The following is a 16240-nucleotide window of genomic DNA, read 5'->3' on the forward strand; positions in this document are numbered from 1 at the left end:
TTTGGGTGCTTCCTGTCAGGGGGGACGCCTCGCCTTTTGGGCGGGCGTCTCCGTGGTTTTTTGGCGCCCTTCACCATTTTATTTTTGTGTGGCGGGGCTTGGGGGGCCCACGCTTTTCCAAAGGGTCAAAATTCCACGTGAATTTTGTTTCGGGCCGTGCCAGATTGGCCCGAAGCGGGAGGAAGACACTCCTGCCTGACGCCGAATGCCTGCCGGAGAACCGGGCCGGCATGCGGTGCATAATGGACAAATAACCGACAGGGGTGTGGATCACATGAAACGTATCGTACTCGGCCTCATGGCCGCAGCTGCAATGGTTCTTCCGGCCTTCGCCGCGGACATTCAACCCGCGCTTCTCTATGATCTCGGCGGCAAGTTCGACAAGTCGTTCAACGAGGCGTCCTTCCACGGCGCCGAAAAGTTCAAGACCGAGACCGGCATCCCCTATGTGGAATTCGAGGTCAGCAACGCCACCCAGCGCGAGCAGGCGCTGCGCCGTTTCGCCGAGGACGGCCGCAATCCGATCGTCATGGCGGGCTTCTCCTGGTCGGATGCGCTTGACAAGATTGCCACGGAATTCCCCGAGACCAAATTCGCCATCATCGACATGGTCGTCGACAAGCCCAATGTCCGCTCCCTCGTCTACAAAGAGCAGGAAGGCTCCTATCTCGTCGGCGTGATGGCGGCGATGGCTTCGAAGTCGAAGAAGGTCGGCTTTATCGGCGGCATGGATATTCCGCTGATCCGCAGATTCGGCTGCGGCTTTGTCGGCGGCGCCAAAGCGGCCGGCGCCACCGACGTCATCCAGAACATGACCGGCGATACGCCCGCAGCCTGGAACGATCCCGCCAAGGGCGGCGAGATCGCCAAGACGCAGATCGACCAGGGCGCCGACGTGATCTATGCTGCGGCTGGCGGCACCGGTGTCGGTGTGCTGCAGGCGGCGGCCGACGCGGGCAAGCTCGGCATCGGTGTCGATTCCAACCAGAACGGCTTGCAGCCCGGCAAGGTGCTGACCTCCATGGTCAAGCGTGTCGACGTTGCCGTCTACAACACCTTCATGGATGCCAAGGACGGCAAGTTCACGGCCGGCATCAACGATCTCGGCCTCAAGGAAGGCGGCGTCGACTACGCCATGGACGACAACAACAAGGCGCTTGTCGACGATGCGATGAAGGCAGCGGTCGAAAAGGCCAAGGCCGACATCATCGCCGGCACCATCAAGGTGCACGACTACATGTCGGACAATGCCTGCCCGTATTGATCGACAGACATTGCTGAGCTGACGAGCCGCCGGGTGAAAGCCCGGCGGTTTTGCATTGTCAGGCCGCTCACCAGTGCGGCGGCTTAGTCACCGGCACGTCGGGTGCGGCCTGTTCCTCCAGCGCCAGGAAGCGCTCGGCCAGCGCGTCGAGCTTGCGCTGCATGCGCTCGATCACCTTCCACTGCTCGGCGATCTGGCCGGACAGTTCCTCGATGGTCTTCTCCTGCTCGGCGGCGCGGATTTCCAGCGTCGTCAGCCGGTCGTCGGGCATGGTCATTTGAAATCCTCGATCAGGCGATTGTGCAGGGTGCGGCCACGTTGGAAATTGACAAGCATGACGGGATTTGTCGAGAGTGAACCGTGCTCCGGCCAATTGGCACAGACCCAATTGGCACAGACTGGGCGTCATGCTAGGCGTTTGACCAAGCGGTAAAAAAATAACAGTGGGAACAGGCTGCATGGCGCAAGCCGCAATCGAGCTGATCGGCATCGACAAGAGCTTTGGCGCCGTGCGCGCCAACCGCGACATCAATCTGGAAATTACGCGCGGCACCATCCATGGCATCGTCGGCGAAAACGGCGCCGGCAAGTCGACGCTGATGTCGATCCTTTACGGCTTCTACCAGGCCGACAGCGGCGAAATCCGTGTCGGCGGCCAGCCGGCATCGATCAAGACACCGAACGATGCGATCGCGCTCGGCATCGGCATGGTGCATCAGCACTTCATGCTGGTCGACAATTTCTCGGTGCTGGAAAATGTCATTCTCGGCGCCGAAAGCGATGCGCTGCTGAAGAAAAGCATCGCCAAGGCGCGTTCCGAGCTGGAGCGGCTCGAGCGCGAATACGGGCTCGAAGTCGATCCGGACGCGATCATCGAGGAGTTGCCGGTCGGCCTGCAGCAGCGCGTCGAAATCCTCAAGGCGCTCTATCGCGGCGCCGAGATCCTGATCCTCGACGAGCCGACCGGCGTGCTGACGCCGGCCGAAGCCGACCATCTGTTCCGCATCCTCAGGCAGTTGAAGGAGCAGGGCAAGACGATCGTGCTGATCACCCACAAGCTGCGCGAGATCATGGCGATCACCGACACGGTCTCGGTGATGCGCCAGGGCACCATGGTGGCGACACGCGAAACCAGGAAGACCACGGTCGAGGAGCTGGCCGAGCTGATGGTCGGCCGGCGCGTGCTGCTGCGCGTCGAGAAAGGCGAGGCGAAGGCCGGCGGCGTCAAGCTCGCGGTCAAGAACCTGACGGTCAAGGATTCCCGCGGCGTCACCATGGTCGACGACGTCTCCTTCGATATCCATGCCGGCGAGATCGTCGGCATTGCCGGCGTCGCCGGCAACGGACAATCCGAACTGCTCGAGGCGATTTCCGGCATCAGGCGCGCCGTTTCGGGTTCGGTCACGTTGGACGGCAAGCCGATCGACCTCACCGGCGCCGCCGATCCCGGTGAACTGCGCGAGCGCGGCCTTGCCCATGTGCCGGAGGACCGCCATCATGTCGGCCTGGTGCTGGCCTTCGAGGAGAACGAGAATTCGATTCTCGGCTACCAGGACGACGAGCGCTATCTGAAGGGGCCGTTTCTCGACATCGATGCCATCCGTAACGATGCCAGGGACAAGATCGTCAAATACGACATCCGACCGGCGGACTGCCGCCTCAAGACCGCCAATTTCTCCGGCGGCAACCAGCAGAAGATCGTGCTGGCGCGGGAAATGGAGCAGGATCCCGGCGTGCTGATCGTCGGCCAGCCGACGCGCGGCGTCGATGTCGGCGCCATCGAATTCATCCACAAGCGCCTAATCGCGATGCGCGACCAGGGCAAGGCGGTGCTGGTGGTTTCGGTCGAGCTCGACGAGATCCGCTCGCTTTCCGACCGCATTCTGGTGATGTTTGCCGGCCGCATCGTCGGCGAGCGCGGCCCCGACGCGACCGAGGGCGAACTCGGCCTGCTGATGGCCGGCGTCGAGCACCGGGAGGCCGCGGAATGAGCACTCCCTATGCCAAGCTGCCGGCCTGGGCCGATTATGTGCTGATCCCGCTGATCAATCTGTTCGTCGCCTTCGTCGTTGCCGGTTTCGTCGTCATATTGGTCGGCGAGAACCCGCTGCGTGCTGCGGTCATCCTGGTCGAGGGTGCCTTCGGTCGCGGCCAAGGCATCGCGTTCACGCTTTTCTATGCCACCACCTTCATCTTCAGCGGGCTGTCGGTGGCGGTTGCGGCGCATTGCGGCCTGTTCAACATCGGTGGCGAGGGCCAAGGCTATATCGCCGGTCTCGGCATCGGCATCGTTTGCCTGGCCTTCGACAGCGTGCTGCCTTGGTGGCTGACCTTCCCGATCGCCATTATCGCCGCCGCGGCGATGGGCGCGCTGTGGGCGCTGATCCCGGCCTATCTGCAGGCCAAGCGCGGCTCGCACATCGTCATCACCACCATCATGTTCAATTTCATCGCCGCCAGCGTCATGGTCTATGCGCTGGTGGGCATGCTGAAGCCGCCCGGCTCGATGGCGCCGCAGACGCGCACCTTCCTCGAAGGCGCACAATTGCCGAAGCTCAACTGGATCATCGAATTGTTCGGCGCCAAAATCCGTTCGGCGCCGTTCAACGTCAGCTCGCTGCTGGCGCTGGCCATGGCCTTTCTGGTGTGGGTCCTGATCTGGCGCACCAAGCTCGGCTACGAGATGCGTACCTACGGCCACAGCCCGAAAGCGGCGCGCTATGCCGGGATTTCGGAAATCCGCATCATCATCATTGCGATGATGATCTCGGGCGCGCTGGCCGGCATGATGGCGCTCAACCCGACGATGGGCGACCAGCACAATGTCGCGCTCGAATTCGTTTCGGGCGCCGGTTTCGTCGGCATCGCGGTGGCGCTGATGGGGCGACTGCACCCGGTCGGCATCGTGCTTGCCGCAATCCTGTTCGGCATGCTCTACCAGGGCGGCGCCGAGCTCGCCTTCGAGATGCCGGCGATCAGCCGCGACATGATCGTCATCATCCAGGGCCTGGTCATCCTGTTCGCCGGCGCGCTCGAGCATATGTTCCGGCCCTATGTCCAGGCGCTGTTCGCCTCGCTCAGCCCGAGATCGGTCGGCATGGAAGCGGTCAAGGGGAAGGGCGCCTGAGATGGATTTCTTCAACGCCATCGTACAGGTCCTGGACTCGACCATCCGTCTGTCGGTCCCCTTGCTGCTCGCCTGCCTCGCCGGCCTCTATTCAGAGCGGGCCGGCGTCTTCGACATCGGGCTCGAAGGCAAGATGCTGGTTGGCGCCTTCGCCGGTGCCGCCGCCGCCTCGGTCTTCCACTCGGCTTATGTCGGCCTCGGCATGGCCATACTCATCTCGGTCGCCTTCGCGCTGATCCATGGCTTTGCCTCGATCACCCATCGTGGCAACCAGATCGTTTCCGGCGTCGCGATCAATTTCATCGCCGCCGGATCGACGATCATGCTCGGCCAGGCCTGGTTCCAGCAAGGCGGGCGCACGCCGGCGCTGGCCGCCGGCGAGCGCTTCGAGACAATCATCTGGCCGGGCGCGGATGCGCTCAGGAGCGTGCCGATCCTCGGGCCGATCTATTCGGAACTCATCTCCGGCCACTCAGTGCTGGTCTATCTCGCCTTCCTGGCCGTGCCGTTCACCTGGTGGGTGCTGTTCCGCACCCGCTTCGGCTTGCGCCTGCGCGCCGTCGGCGAGAACCCGGCCGCGGTCGATACCGCCGGCATATCGGTCGCCTGGCTGCGCTATCGGGCGCTGATCTGCACCGGCGTGCTCACCGGCATTGCAGGTGCCTATCTGTCGATGGTGCAGAATGGCGGCTTCGTGAAGGACATGACCGCCGGCAAGGGCTACATCGCGCTGGCCGCGCTGATCTTCGCCAAATGGAAACCGGTCAACGCCATGTTCGCCTGCCTGCTGTTCGGCTTCCTCGACGCGGCGTCGATCCGCCTGCAAGGCACGCCGCTGCCGCTGATCGGCAAGGTGCCGGTGCAATTCATGCAGGCGCTGCCCTATGTGCTGACCGTCATCCTGCTTGCAGGCTTCATCGGCAAGGCAATCCCGCCGCGTGCCGGCGGCGTGCCTTATGTCAAGGAACGCTGATCTATCATGGCTCATGATCTGTTCGAAGCGGCGAAAGCCGCCATGGCCAACGCCTATGCGCCCTATTCGAAATTTCCGGTCGGCGCGGCGCTGCGCACCGAGGACGGCCGTGTCTTCACCGGCGCCAATGTCGAGATCGCGTCCTATCCGGAGGGCTGGTGCGCCGAAACCACCGCGCTCGGCCACTACATCATGGGTGGCGGCGGCAAGATCACGGAAATCGCCGTGATCGCCGAACGCGTGGCAAAATGCTCGCCCTGCGGTGGCTGCCGGCAGCGGCTGGCCGAATTCTGCCGGCCGGAAACGAAGTTCTATCTCTGCGATGATAGCGGCGTGGTCGAGACCGTGACCATGGGCGAGTTGCTGCCATACGGCTTCCAGGGCGATGTGTTGAAATGAAGGAAGCACTCGATCACCTCGTCGAAAGGCTGGACGGGCTGGCGCCGACCACTGCGCTGGTGCTGGGATCGGGGCTTGGCGGGCTTGTCGACAAGGTCGAGAATGCGGTGCGCATTTCCTATGCCGACTTGCAGGGCTTCCCCAGAAGCGGCGTCAGCGGCCATGCCGGCGAGGTGGTGGCGGGGCTCTTTGCCGGCACGCCGGTGCTGATGCTGTCCGGTCGCGCACACTATTACGAGCACGGCAACGCGGCGGCGATGCGGCCTGCACTCGAGGTGCTCGCCGGCCTCGGCATCTCCAGGCTGATCCTCACCAACGCCGCCGGTTCGGTCGATCCCGGGATGGGCCCGGGCTCGGTGATGCTGATCACCGACCACATCAATTTCTCAGGCTCCAACCCGCTGATCGGCGAGCCGAGCGACCGCCGCTTCGTCGGCCTGACCGAAGCATACGACGCCGGTCTCCGCTCCGCCATCGAGCAAGCCGCGAAGGCCACCGGTACCAGGCTGCACAAGGGCGTCTACATGTGGTTCTCCGGCCCATGCTTCGAGACGCCGGCCGAGATCCGCATGGCTCGCATCATGGGCGCCAACGCGGTCGGCATGTCGACGGTGCCGGAGGTCATTCTCGCCCGCTTCCTCGGGCTGCGCGTCGCAGCCTGTTCGGTCGTCACCAACCTTGCCGCCGGCATGACCGGAGCCGAGCTGTCGCACCAGGAGACCAAGGACATGGCGCCGGTCGGCGGCGCGCGGCTGGCGACCATTCTGCAGCGTGTTTTTCAGGACGGGCTTCCGGAGCACAGGGTAGACGCCTGATGCTTCCCCAGGAAATCATCCGCCGCAAGCGCGACGGTCAAAAACTCTCGGCTGAGGAGATATCGGCTTTCATCGAGGGCCTGACCGCCCGCACCGTTACCGACGCGCAGGTCGGCGCCTTCGCCATGGCGGTGTTCTTCAACGGCATGAGCCGCGACGAGGTGGTGGCGCTGACTATGGCGATGCGCGATTCCGGCGATGTGCTCGACTGGTCGGATCTGCCCGGCCCGGTCACCGACAAGCATTCGACGGGCGGCGTCGGCGACAATGTCTCCTTGATGCTGGCACCGATCGTCGCTGCCTGCGGCGCCTATGTGCCGATGATTTCCGGCAGGGGCCTCGGCCATACCGGCGGCACGCTGGACAAGATGGATGCCATCCCCGGCTACATCAGCCAGCCGGATGTTGCACGCTTCCGCAAGACCGTGCTCGAAACCGGCTGCGCCATCATCGGCCAGACCGCCGACCTCGCACCCGCCGACGCCAGGCTCTACGCCATCCGCGATGTGACGGGAACGGTGGAATCGGTGCCGCTGATCACCGCTTCGATCCTGTCGAAGAAGCTGGCGGCCGGCATCAATTCGCTGGTGCTCGACGTCAAGGTCGGCAACGGCGCTTTCATGGAGAAATCGCGCGATGCAACGGTGCTGGCCAACAGCCTGGTCGACGTCGCCAATGGCGCCGGCCTTAGGGCCTCGGCGCTGGTCACCGGCATGAACGAGCCGCTGGCGTCCGCTGCCGGCAATGCGGTCGAGGTGCGCAACGCCGTCGACTTCCTCACCGGCCGCTTCCGCGACCGGCGGCTGGAGGAAGTGACGCTGGCGCTGGCCGCCGAGATGCTGCAATCGGCAGGCCTGGTGCCGTCCAACCAGGACGGCCTGCGTCGCGCCGCCGAGACGCTGGCCGGCGGTCGCGCCGCTGCCATCTTCGCGCGCATGGTGGCGGCACTTGGCGGTCCCGCCGATTTCATCGAGAATCCGGAAAAATATCTGCCGAAAGCGGCAACGGAATTCGCCGTCAAGGCGAGCGCGAACGGCTTTGTCACCGGCATAGCAACCCGCGAGATCGGGCTTGCCGTGGTCGGGCTTGGCGGCGGGCGGACGCGGCCGGACGACAGGATCGATCACGCCGTCGGCGTCACCAGGCTGCTGCCGGTCGGCGCTGAAGTGCGGACCGGCGAGGCGCTGGCGCTGGTCCATGCCCGCAATGCCGGGGATGCCGAGGCGGCCGCGGCCGCCGTGCTTTCGGCCTATACGATCGGGACTTCCAAACCGGCCGCGGAGAAAACCGTCATCCGGCGGATCCTGCCGCGCTGATAGTCACTGAACCAGCAGCAGCGTGCCGTCTTCGACCTGATATTTTTCGAGCCGCTGCAGAAAGCTCATGCCGATCAGGTTGGTGTGCAGCGCCCTGTCGTCGAGTACGACGGCCTCGACGCCCTCGACGGTGATCCTGCCGATCTGCAGGCGGTCGATCGTCACCACGGCGGCCTTGATCGCACCGTTGGCGGTGTTGACCTGATGGCTGAAGTCGGTCGAATTGAGCGAGATGCCGATCCTGCGCGCGGTCGAGCTGTTGATGGCGACGAGCGTCGCACCGGTATCGATCATGCCTTCGATCTGGCGGCCGTTCAACTTGAAGACCGACATGAAATGCCCGCGCGCGTCCGCGGTGACGACGACCTTGCGGCCGAGCGGCTGCGGCGTCGCCGGCCTGTCCGGGACGGCGGCGAGGTTCAGGTCGGTTTGGGTGTCGGCCGGCTTGGCTCCGATGGCGGATTTCAACAGCCGCTCGATCGTCTGTGGATTCGACTGATAGACGATCGGCAGCGATGCCGACGTTCCGGCAAACACGCCAAGGATGAGAAGCTTGCGCAGCATGGACCGGCCTTTGTGGTTGCCGATCCTTAGTCCGACAAGGTGTTTGCCGCTTTAACGAATGCGGAAACCAGCCGTTTGCGTAAACAATCGGTAAACGGACCTATTTGGTGCCGTACATACGGTCGCCGGCATCGCCGAGGCCGGGCATGATGTAGCCCTTCTCGTTGAGTTGGCGGTCGATGGAAGCGGTGAAGACCGGAACATCGGGATGCGCCTGGGTAAAACGCTCGAGGCCCTCTGGTGCCGCCAACAGGCAGAGGAAGCGGATGTTGGTGGCGCCGCGGCCTTTCAGCTTGTCGATCGCCGCGATCGCCGAATTGGCGGTCGCCAGCATCGGATCGACGACGATCACCAGCCGGTCGGCGAGGTCGCCCGGCGCCTTGAAGAAATATTCGACCGCTTCCAGCGTCTCATGGTCGCGGTAGAGGCCGATATGGGCGACACGCGCCGCCGGCACCAGATCGAGCAGGCCTTCGAGCAAGCCGTTGCCGGCGCGCAGCACGGAGGCGAAGACGAGTTTCTTGCCCTCCAGCGTCGGCGCCTCCATCGTCTCGATCGGCGTCTCGATCGTCGTCGTGGTCAGTTCGAGGTTGCGGGTGACCTCATAGCCGAGCAGTAGCGAGATCTCGCGCAGCAGCCGCCGGAACCCGGCCGTCGAGGTTTCCTTCTTGCGCATGATGGTCAGCTTGTGCTGGACAAGCGGATGGTCGACGACGGTGACGCCCTTCATGGTGTTCTCCGAACTGCGCAGGTGAATAGTGAATGGTGTATGGTGAATAGTGAATAGTGAACTGGTTTGCGAGTCCTTGGTTGCGCGGAAAAACTCGCGGTTGACGGACCGAAGCGCCAGGCTCGCAATTCACCATTCACCTGCCCTTGGCGCCGAGCCTGCCCAGCAGCGCCGCCCTGGTCTTCCTGTCGACGAAAGCTGCCTCGATGGCCGTCCTGGTGACGGCGGTGAGCGCCTTGTCATCCATCGCAAAATGTTCGGCGGCGATGTCGTATTCGCGCTTCAGCGAGGTCCAGAAATAGGGTGGGTCGTCGGAGTTGAGCGTCACCTTGCAGCCCGCCGCCCTCAAAGCAGGAAAGGGATGGTTGGCGAAGCTGTCGAAGATTTTCAGGGCGATGTTGGAGCCGGGGCAGCATTCGAGCACGACGCCTTCGTCGGCGATGCGCCGCACGAGATCGGGGTTCTCGATGGCGCGCACGCCGTGGCCGATGCGAGAGGGGCGGATATGGTCGAGTGCCGCCTCGACGCTCTCCCAGCCCATCAATTCGCCTGCGTGCACGGTGATGCCGAGGCCGGCCTCGCGGGCGATCTCGAAGGCCCTGACATAATCTTCCAAATCGCCAATCCGCTCGTCGCCGGCGACGCCGAAGCCGGTGACCAGCGGATGCCCGCTGCGGGCGGCGAAACGCGCCGCCCGCTCGATCGATTCGACACCGAAATTGCGCACGCCGGTGACGATCATGCGGCCTTCGATGCCGGTCTTCGCCTTGGCGCGGGCCATGCCTTCGCCGAGCGCATCGGTATAGGCCTTCGGCGACAGCCCGGCCTTGCCGGCATGGTCGGGCGAGGTGAAAACCTCGGAATAGATGGCGCCGTCGCGGGCGAGGCTGGTCAGGTAGTGATCGGCCAGCCGCGCATAGTCTTCTTCGGTGCGGAACAGGTCGGAGGAGAAGTCGTAGGCGGCGAGGAAAGAGGTGAAATCGTGCCAGACGAAGGAGCCGTTCTGGATATAGGGCGAGGCATCCCTGCCGTATTTCTCGGCCTGGCGGAGGACGAGTTCAGGCGCCGCTGCCCCTTCGATGTGGCAGTGCAGTTCTGCTTTCAAAGGCATTCAATTATCCCGTCAGGCCTTTTTCTTATGACGCAGGTTCTGGTCGGAAAACCGTGCGACGCTTTTCCGGAACCTGCTTCGAAGCGCGGCCGAACACCGCGCCTTAAACAATAGCGCCCGCACCATCGATCGGCTATGGTCCCGCCGATTTTATGGCGGATCAAAACGATGTCGGTTGAAAGAACCACGGCTGCGGGCGGCATGGAAACCTCCTATGGTTTCAAGCGGGTAGGGCCAGGCGACAAGCAGCCCCTGGTCAATGATGTTTTCCACAAGGTGGCGAACCGGTACGACCTGATGAACGACCTGATGTCGGCCGGGTTGCATCGGTTGTGGAAGGACGCCATGGTCGCCTGGCTCAATCCACCGAAGCGGCCGGGCTGGCGCGTTCTCGACGTTGCCGGCGGCACCGGCGACGTCGCCTTCCGCATCGTTGAGGCGAGCGCCAGGCACGCCCATGCAACGGTTCTCGACATCAACGGCTCGATGCTCGCCGTCGGCCGCGACCGAGCCGAGAAAAAGGGCCTGTCGGCAAATACCGATTTCGTCGAGGCCAATGCCGAGGAACTGCCTTTTGCCGACGCTACTTTCGATGCCTACACCATTGCTTTCGGCATCCGCAACGTGCCGCGCATCGATGTGGCGCTTGCCGAAGCCTATCGCGCGCTGAAGCCTGGCGGGCGCTTTCTCTGCCTTGAATTTTCCGAGGTCGAGATGCCGCTGCTCGACAAGGTCTATGAGGCATGGTCGTTCAACGCCATCCCGCGGATCGGCAAGGCGGTGACCGGCGACGGCGAGCCCTACTCCTATCTGGTCGAATCGATCCGCAAATTTCCCAACCAGCAGAATTTCGCGGCGATGATCTCGCGCGCGGGCTTCGAGCGCGCCTCATTCCGCAACTATTCCGGCGGCATCGCCGCGCTTCATTCGGGCTGGAAGCTTTGAGGCTGGCCCGCATTTTCATAGCCCGACGTGCCTTTCGCCAGTTCAGGAAACCGGCAAGGCAAAGCCAGCCATGAGCAGCATAGGCGCTGGTTTCAGGCTCGTGCGGGCCGGCTGGGTGCTGGTCCGCGAGGGTGTCATCGCGGCGTTGCCCGGCGACGAACTCTTCGGCCTGCCGAAATTCGGCTGGCGCATGGCCCGGCTGTTCACCCGCCGCCGCGCGCTTGCCTACGAGCGCGGCGACCGGCTGGCCAAGGCGGTCGTGCGGCTCGGCCCATCCTACGTCAAGCTCGGCCAGTTCCTGGCGACGCGGCCGGACGTCGTCGGCAACGACATAGCGCTCGATCTCGCCATGCTGCAGGACAAGATGCAGACATTTCCGAAGGCCGAAGCCATAGCGGCAATAGAGGCCTCGCTCGGACGCAAGGTCGGCGAGCTCTATGCCAGTTTTGGCGAGGCCGTCGCCGCCGCCTCGATCGCCCAGGTCCATACCGCCGAAACCCTGCAGGACGGCGTCGTTACCCGGGTGGCGGTGAAGGTCATCCGGCCGGGCGTGCGCCGCCGCTTCTTTCGCGATCTCGAGAGCTATTTCCTCGCCGCCCGGCTGCAGGAAAAATACATCCCGTCGTCGCGCCGGCTGCGGCCGGTCGAGGTGACCGAGACGCTGGCCCAGACCACCAAGATCGAAATGGATTTGAGGCTGGAGGCGGCGGCTTTTTCGGAGCTCGCCGAAAACACCAAGGACGATCCCGGCTTTCGCGTGCCGTCGGTCGACTGGGAGCGCACCGGCCGCGATGTGCTGACCATGGAGTGGGTCGACGGCATCAAGATGAACGATATTGTCGGCCTGACCGCCGCCGGCCACGACCTGAAGGCGATCGCCGCCAATCTGGTCCAGTCGTTCCTGCGCCATACGCTGCGTGACGGTTTTTTCCACGCCGACATGCATCCGGGCAACCTGTTCGTCGAGGCCGACGGCACCATCGTCGCCGTCGACCTCGGCATTGCCGGCCGGCTCGGCAGGAAGGAGCGCCGGTTCCTCGCTGAAATCCTCTACGGCTTCATCACGCGCGATTATCAGCGCGTCGCCGAGGTCCATTTCGAGGCCGGCTACGTGCCGCGCCAGCACAATGTCGCGGCCTTCGCCCAGGCGATCCGGGCGATCGGTGAACCGATCCACGGCCAGCCTGCCGAGACAATCTCGATGGCCAAGCTGCTGACGCTTTTGTTCGAAGTGACCGACCTCTTCGACATGGCGACGCGGTCCGAGCTGGTGCTGCTGCAGAAGACCATGGTCGTCGTCGAAGGCGTCGCCCGCACGCTCGACCCGGCCTTCAACATGTGGAAGACGTCGGAGCCGGTGGTGAGCGGCTGGATTGCCCGCAACCTCGGCCCGCGCGCCCTGCTGGCCGATGCGCGCGACGGTGCCAGTGCGCTGCTGGCGCTGGCCCGCCAGGCGCCGGACCTCGCCGCACGCACCGAGCGGCTGTCGCGCGAGATCGACCTGATGGCCGAAAACGGCCTGCGTTTCGACGAAAGGACCGCGCGCGCGATCGGCAAGGCCGAGGCGCGCTACACCCGCTCCGGCCGGCTGGCGCTGTGGGTGATCGCTCTGACGCTGCTGTATATCGCCTGGAAGCTGCTCTAACGCCTTGTTGTCGCTTGATTGCATTGATATCATTGCTTGCAGCGATCTCGGGCAAAGTGCAATCACATGGCCAGCATCACGATCCGCAACCTTGATGACGAGGTCAAGGATATGCTGCGCCGATTGGCTGCGGAGAATGGCCGGTCAATGGAAGACCAGGCGCGGGTCATGATCCGCGCAGCGGTCGAAGGTCAACTCGGTTCGTCCGGCCGCATCGACCAGATCGAGAAAACGTTGCGCGAACTGACAAGCTTGCAGAATCCTGCAGCTCCGGTGGTCGCGGTCCCCAGCCAAGTCGCGCGAGGTGTCCTCTCCGGCAAGCGCATCCTGCTGATCATCGGCGGCGGTATCGCCGCCTACAAGGCGCTCGACCTGATCCGCCGGCTGCGCGAGCGCGGTGCTTCGGTGCGCGTGGTGATGACCGCCGCGGCGCAGGAATTCGTCACGATGCTGTCGGCCGGAGCACTGTCCGCCGATCATGTCTTCACCGAGCTGTTCGACCGGCAGGACGAGCACGACATCGGCCACATCAGGCTGTCGCGCGAGGCCGACCTTGTGGTCGTGGCGCCGGCCACCGCCGACCTGATGGCAAAGCTCGCCAACGGCCACGCCAACGACCTTGCCTCGACGGTGCTCATCGCCACCGACAAGCAGGTTTTGATGGCTCCGGCTATGAACCCGAAAATGTGGACGCACCCGGCGGTCCGGCGCAACCGCTCGATGCTGAGTAAGGACGGCGTCGCATTCGTCGGCCCGGCGAAGGGCGAGATGGCCGAAAGCAACGAGGCGGGCGAGGGCCGCATGGCCGAGCCGCTGGAGATCGTCGCCGCGATCGAGGCGCTGCTCGACAGTCGGCCAAAGCCGCTGGCGGGCAGGAAGATCATTGTCACTTCCGGGCCGACGCATGAACCGATCGACCCGGTGCGCTACATCGCCAACCGTTCGTCGGGCAAGCAGGGCCATGCCATCGCGGCGGCGCTGGCCAGGCTCGGCGCCGACGTGCGTCTCGTCTCCGGTCCGGTCGGCATTGCGGATCCGGCCGGCGTCGCCACGATGCATGTCGAAACGGCCGTCGAGATGAAGGATGCGGTCGAACAGCTGCTGCCGGCCGACGCGGCAGTGTTCGTCGCGGCTGTCGCCGACTGGCGCACTCAAAGTTCGGCCGGGGAAAAGATCAAGAAGGTGGCGGGCGAGGGGCCGCCGGCGCTGCAGATGGTGGAAAATCCCGATATTCTTGCCGGCGTCGGGCATCACAAAAAGCGGCCGATGCTGGTGGTCGGTTTCGCCGCGGAGACGCAGGACCTGGTCAGGAATGCCGAGGCCAAGCTTGCGAAAAAGGGTGCCGATCTTATCGTCGCCAATGATGTCTCGCATGAAGATGGTTCCCCGGGCGTGATGGGCGGCGACCGCAACAAGGTGCGGATCGTCTCGAAGGCCGGCGTCGAGGAATGGCCGGAGATGAGCAAGGAAGAGGTGGCGACGCGGCTCGCGGCACTGATCGCCGGCCGGCTGAAGACGGTCGTGGTTTAGCGATCTCCCCTCGGGTGTTTAGCCGATCTCACCTCTCGTGGGGGAGATTGGCAGCTTCGCCAGCCGCGCGTCGTCGCTCGCGCCCGAAATCCGCAAGGCGGCAAGGCATCCCAGGATGCCGAGCGGGATGAAGGCGAGGAACAGCCAGGCGGCGACATTTGCCGCGGCCTCGCGGTTCAGGCCTTCGGAAAAGCCGCTGGCGTTGGCGACGATGCCGGTCAGTGCCGCACCCACGGCATAGCCGATGCGCTGCATGGTCGGCACGGCGGCCGAGGCGATCGTCTGCTCGCCTTCCTTGGCCGATGCCACGATGACACGCGTGACAAACGGCCAGGCGATGCCGAAACCGCCGCCTTGCAGCAAGGCACAAAGCAGGATCAACGGGATCGAGCCCGCCGGCACCGTATAGGCGAAACCCGCGACGCCCGTGGCGATCATCAGCGCCCCGCCGACGATGATCAGCCGCTCGCACTCCGGCGGGGCATTGGCGACGAGGATCGACAGGATCGACCAGGCGATCGATTCGGCGGCGATGATGTAGCCGGTGGTGAGGATCGGAATGTCGTGCAGGCTCGTCAGGAGCAGTGGCCCGTAGACCGCAAACGAGCAGGTCGCCACCGAAAACGCCGCGACCATGGTCATGCCCGCGCCGACCGGCGAGCGCCATGAAAACAGCCGCGACGGGAACAGCCGCGAGCGCGGCTTCAGCGCGTCGATATAGACGAACAGCGCCAGGCCGATCATGCCGAGGGTGAGCAGCAGCGACGAGCGCAGCAGGGCGATGTCGACGCCGGCGGTGGCGATCAGCACGACGCTGACGGCAAGACAGCCAAGTGCCGCAAACGGGAAGGGCGGCGCCGACCCGCCGGTCGCCTGCGGCCTTGTTGCTTTAGGTGTATCGAGCACGAGGAAGCTTGCCAGCGCCATAGCCGTGCCGCCGAGGGTGAAGACGCCGAAGGCCCAGCGCCAGGACAGCAATTCGGTCATGACCGCGCCGAGCACCGGCCCGCTGAAGGCGGCGACGCCCCAGATCGCCGACATAACGCCGAAAAGCTGCGGCCAGATCGCGCGGGCAAACAGCCGCTCGACCGAGACGAAGGCCAGCGACACCAGCGCGCCACCGCCAAGCCCTTCGATCAGGCGGCCGGAGAGGAACAGCGGCATCGACGGCGCGGTGGCGCAGACCAGCGCGCCGGCGGCATAGAGCAGGGCGGCGGCCGTCATGTTGGTGCGCAGCGCGACATAGCTCACCAGCCGTCCGGCGGCCGCACCGGCAACGATGGCGCCGAGCTCGTAGATCGCCAGCGACCAGCCGACCAGCTGCACGCCGGCGAGCTCGCCGACCATGGCCGGCATGACCGTTGCCACCATGGTTTCGTTGGTGGCGTGCAACAGGATGCCGAGGCTGATGAAGCAGAAGCGCGCCAGATCGCCGCTCGCCCACAGCGCGCGCCAATCGACCCTGTTTGTGCTTGTTTTGGTCAAGTCCACCCCCGAATTCCTGCCGAGCCAGAGCATCTTTGCCACTTCAGGCGCGATGCGCGCCTTGTTCGCGTGCGGTTTGTAAAACCTCAACCGCGGTTGAGCTCAAGCGGTTTTTTGATCGCCGTTAGCGCGGCGGATGCCAAAGATCATGCGGCGCGAGACAGTCACGAGATGTCGAGATCTTAGTCAGGCCAAAGATGTAAGCAATATTGGATCGCCGCAATCTTCGGTCACGGTAACGGCATGGATCCTAGGATCCATGCCGTGATCTTCGAGCGCTGCAACTTTGAACATCAGGGCGGCCCATCCTCTGCGGAGCGGGCCTGCCGGAATCCA

15 protein-coding genes are annotated in these 16240 nt (G+C 64.4%); 10 read left to right on the plus strand and 5 right to left on the minus strand.

Features of this window, described 5'->3' with window-relative positions:
- The first annotated feature begins 274 nt into the window (after positions 1 to 274).
- A complete protein-coding gene (locus NKI50_RS28245; protein WP_023719004.1) occupies positions 275 to 1264 on the plus strand; it encodes a BMP family lipoprotein in 990 nt (329 codons plus the stop codon).
- Positions 1265 to 1331: 67 nt separating this feature from the next.
- On the opposite strand, the gene NKI50_RS28250 is transcribed toward NKI50_RS28245, so the two are convergent.
- Positions 1332 to 1541, minus strand: coding sequence for a SlyX family protein (locus tag NKI50_RS28250; RefSeq protein WP_031194007.1), 210 nt, complete (start codon positions 1539 to 1541; stop codon positions 1332 to 1334).
- Between the two features lie 181 nt (positions 1542 to 1722).
- Between NKI50_RS28250 and NKI50_RS28255 the strand changes: the two genes are divergently transcribed.
- The 6 genes from NKI50_RS28255 to deoA are packed head-to-tail and all read left to right on the plus strand — an operon-like array spanning position 1723 to position 7894.
- Complete coding sequence (locus tag NKI50_RS28255) at positions 1723 to 3255, plus strand: ABC transporter ATP-binding protein (protein WP_023719006.1); 1533 nt, start codon at positions 1723 to 1725, stop codon at positions 3253 to 3255.
- Complete coding sequence (locus NKI50_RS28260; RefSeq protein WP_352484653.1) at positions 3252 to 4391, plus strand: ABC transporter permease; 1140 nt, start codon at positions 3252 to 3254, stop codon at positions 4389 to 4391. Before NKI50_RS28255 ends, NKI50_RS28260 begins: the two co-directional genes overlap by 4 nt.
- 1 nt (position 4392) lies before the next feature.
- A complete protein-coding gene (locus NKI50_RS28265; RefSeq protein WP_023719007.1) occupies positions 4393 to 5364 on the plus strand; it encodes an ABC transporter permease in 972 nt (323 codons plus the stop codon).
- A gap of 6 nt (positions 5365 to 5370) precedes the next feature.
- Positions 5371 to 5763, plus strand: coding sequence for a cytidine deaminase (cdd, locus tag NKI50_RS28270; RefSeq protein ID WP_352642860.1), 393 nt, complete (start codon positions 5371 to 5373; stop codon positions 5761 to 5763).
- Complete coding sequence (locus NKI50_RS28275; protein WP_352718294.1) at positions 5760 to 6578, plus strand: purine-nucleoside phosphorylase; 819 nt, start codon at positions 5760 to 5762, stop codon at positions 6576 to 6578. Before cdd ends, NKI50_RS28275 begins: the two co-directional genes overlap by 4 nt.
- Positions 6578 to 7894, plus strand: a complete 1317-nt coding sequence (gene deoA, locus NKI50_RS28280) for a thymidine phosphorylase (RefSeq protein ID WP_023719010.1) — start codon at positions 6578 to 6580, stop codon at positions 7892 to 7894. Before NKI50_RS28275 ends, deoA begins: the two co-directional genes overlap by 1 nt.
- 3 nt (positions 7895 to 7897) lie before the next feature.
- Here the strand turns inward: deoA and NKI50_RS28285 are convergent, their stop codons facing one another.
- From NKI50_RS28285 to NKI50_RS28295, 3 genes are all read right to left on the minus strand, one after another.
- Entirely contained in the window at positions 7898 to 8458 is a 561-nt protein-coding gene (locus NKI50_RS28285; RefSeq protein ID WP_023719011.1) for a TIGR02281 family clan AA aspartic protease, read from the minus strand.
- A gap of 100 nt (positions 8459 to 8558) precedes the next feature.
- Entirely contained in the window at positions 8559 to 9188 is a 630-nt protein-coding gene (gene upp / locus NKI50_RS28290; RefSeq protein ID WP_023675320.1) for a uracil phosphoribosyltransferase, read from the minus strand.
- Positions 9189 to 9324: 136 nt separating this feature from the next.
- Positions 9325 to 10299, minus strand: coding sequence for an adenosine deaminase (locus NKI50_RS28295; protein WP_352484651.1), 975 nt, complete (start codon positions 10297 to 10299; stop codon positions 9325 to 9327).
- A gap of 168 nt (positions 10300 to 10467) precedes the next feature.
- On the opposite strand from NKI50_RS28295, the gene ubiE reads away from it, so the two are divergent.
- The 3 genes from ubiE to coaBC all read left to right on the plus strand — a co-directional run bounded on the left by ubiE (position 10468) and on the right by coaBC (position 14419).
- Entirely contained in the window at positions 10468 to 11244 is a 777-nt protein-coding gene (ubiE, locus tag NKI50_RS28300) for a bifunctional demethylmenaquinone methyltransferase/2-methoxy-6-polyprenyl-1,4-benzoquinol methylase UbiE (RefSeq protein ID WP_352484649.1), read from the plus strand.
- Between the two features lie 70 nt (positions 11245 to 11314).
- On the plus strand, positions 11315 to 12889 hold the full coding sequence (gene ubiB / locus NKI50_RS28305) for a 2-polyprenylphenol 6-hydroxylase (protein ID WP_352494675.1): 1575 nt from the start codon (positions 11315 to 11317) through the stop codon (positions 12887 to 12889).
- A gap of 66 nt (positions 12890 to 12955) precedes the next feature.
- Positions 12956 to 14419, plus strand: a complete 1464-nt coding sequence (coaBC, locus tag NKI50_RS28310; protein ID WP_352494676.1) for a bifunctional phosphopantothenoylcysteine decarboxylase/phosphopantothenate--cysteine ligase CoaBC — start codon at positions 12956 to 12958, stop codon at positions 14417 to 14419.
- 18 nt (positions 14420 to 14437) lie between these two features.
- Here coaBC and NKI50_RS28315 read toward each other — a convergent pair whose 3' ends face one another.
- On the minus strand, positions 14438 to 15937 hold the full coding sequence (locus NKI50_RS28315; RefSeq protein ID WP_502900394.1) for an MFS transporter: 1500 nt from the start codon (positions 15935 to 15937) through the stop codon (positions 14438 to 14440).
- Positions 15938 to 16240: the final 303 nt, after the last annotated feature.

It is taken from the genome of Mesorhizobium sp. M0563, assembly GCF_040321065.1.
In the GTDB taxonomy this organism is placed as follows: domain Bacteria; phylum Pseudomonadota; class Alphaproteobacteria; order Rhizobiales; family Rhizobiaceae; genus Mesorhizobium.

Coding starts and splice junctions, on each gene's coding strand:
- NKI50_RS28245 (WP_023719004.1), top strand. CDS start 275: ATGAAACGTATCGTACTCGGCCTCATGGCCGCAGCTGCAATGGTTCTT.
- NKI50_RS28250 (WP_031194007.1), bottom strand. CDS start 1,541: ATGACCATGCCCGACGACCGGCTGACGACGCTGGAAATCCGCGCCGCC.
- NKI50_RS28255 (WP_023719006.1), top strand. CDS start 1,723: ATGGCGCAAGCCGCAATCGAGCTGATCGGCATCGACAAGAGCTTTGGC.
- NKI50_RS28260 (WP_352484653.1), top strand. CDS start 3,252: ATGAGCACTCCCTATGCCAAGCTGCCGGCCTGGGCCGATTATGTGCTG.
- NKI50_RS28265 (WP_023719007.1), top strand. CDS start 4,393: ATGGATTTCTTCAACGCCATCGTACAGGTCCTGGACTCGACCATCCGT.
- cdd (WP_352642860.1), top strand. CDS start 5,371: ATGGCTCATGATCTGTTCGAAGCGGCGAAAGCCGCCATGGCCAACGCC.
- NKI50_RS28275 (WP_352718294.1), top strand. CDS start 5,760: ATGAAGGAAGCACTCGATCACCTCGTCGAAAGGCTGGACGGGCTGGCG.
- deoA (WP_023719010.1), top strand. CDS start 6,578: ATGCTTCCCCAGGAAATCATCCGCCGCAAGCGCGACGGTCAAAAACTC.
- NKI50_RS28285 (WP_023719011.1), bottom strand. CDS start 8,458: ATGCTGCGCAAGCTTCTCATCCTTGGCGTGTTTGCCGGAACGTCGGCA.
- upp (WP_023675320.1), bottom strand. CDS start 9,188: ATGAAGGGCGTCACCGTCGTCGACCATCCGCTTGTCCAGCACAAGCTG.
- NKI50_RS28295 (WP_352484651.1), bottom strand. CDS start 10,299: ATGCCTTTGAAAGCAGAACTGCACTGCCACATCGAAGGGGCAGCGGCG.
- ubiE (WP_352484649.1), top strand. CDS start 10,468: ATGTCGGTTGAAAGAACCACGGCTGCGGGCGGCATGGAAACCTCCTAT.
- ubiB (WP_352494675.1), top strand. CDS start 11,315: ATGAGCAGCATAGGCGCTGGTTTCAGGCTCGTGCGGGCCGGCTGGGTG.
- coaBC (WP_352494676.1), top strand. CDS start 12,956: ATGGCCAGCATCACGATCCGCAACCTTGATGACGAGGTCAAGGATATG.
- NKI50_RS28315 (WP_502900394.1), bottom strand. CDS start 15,937: ATGCTCTGGCTCGGCAGGAATTCGGGGGTGGACTTGACCAAAACAAGC.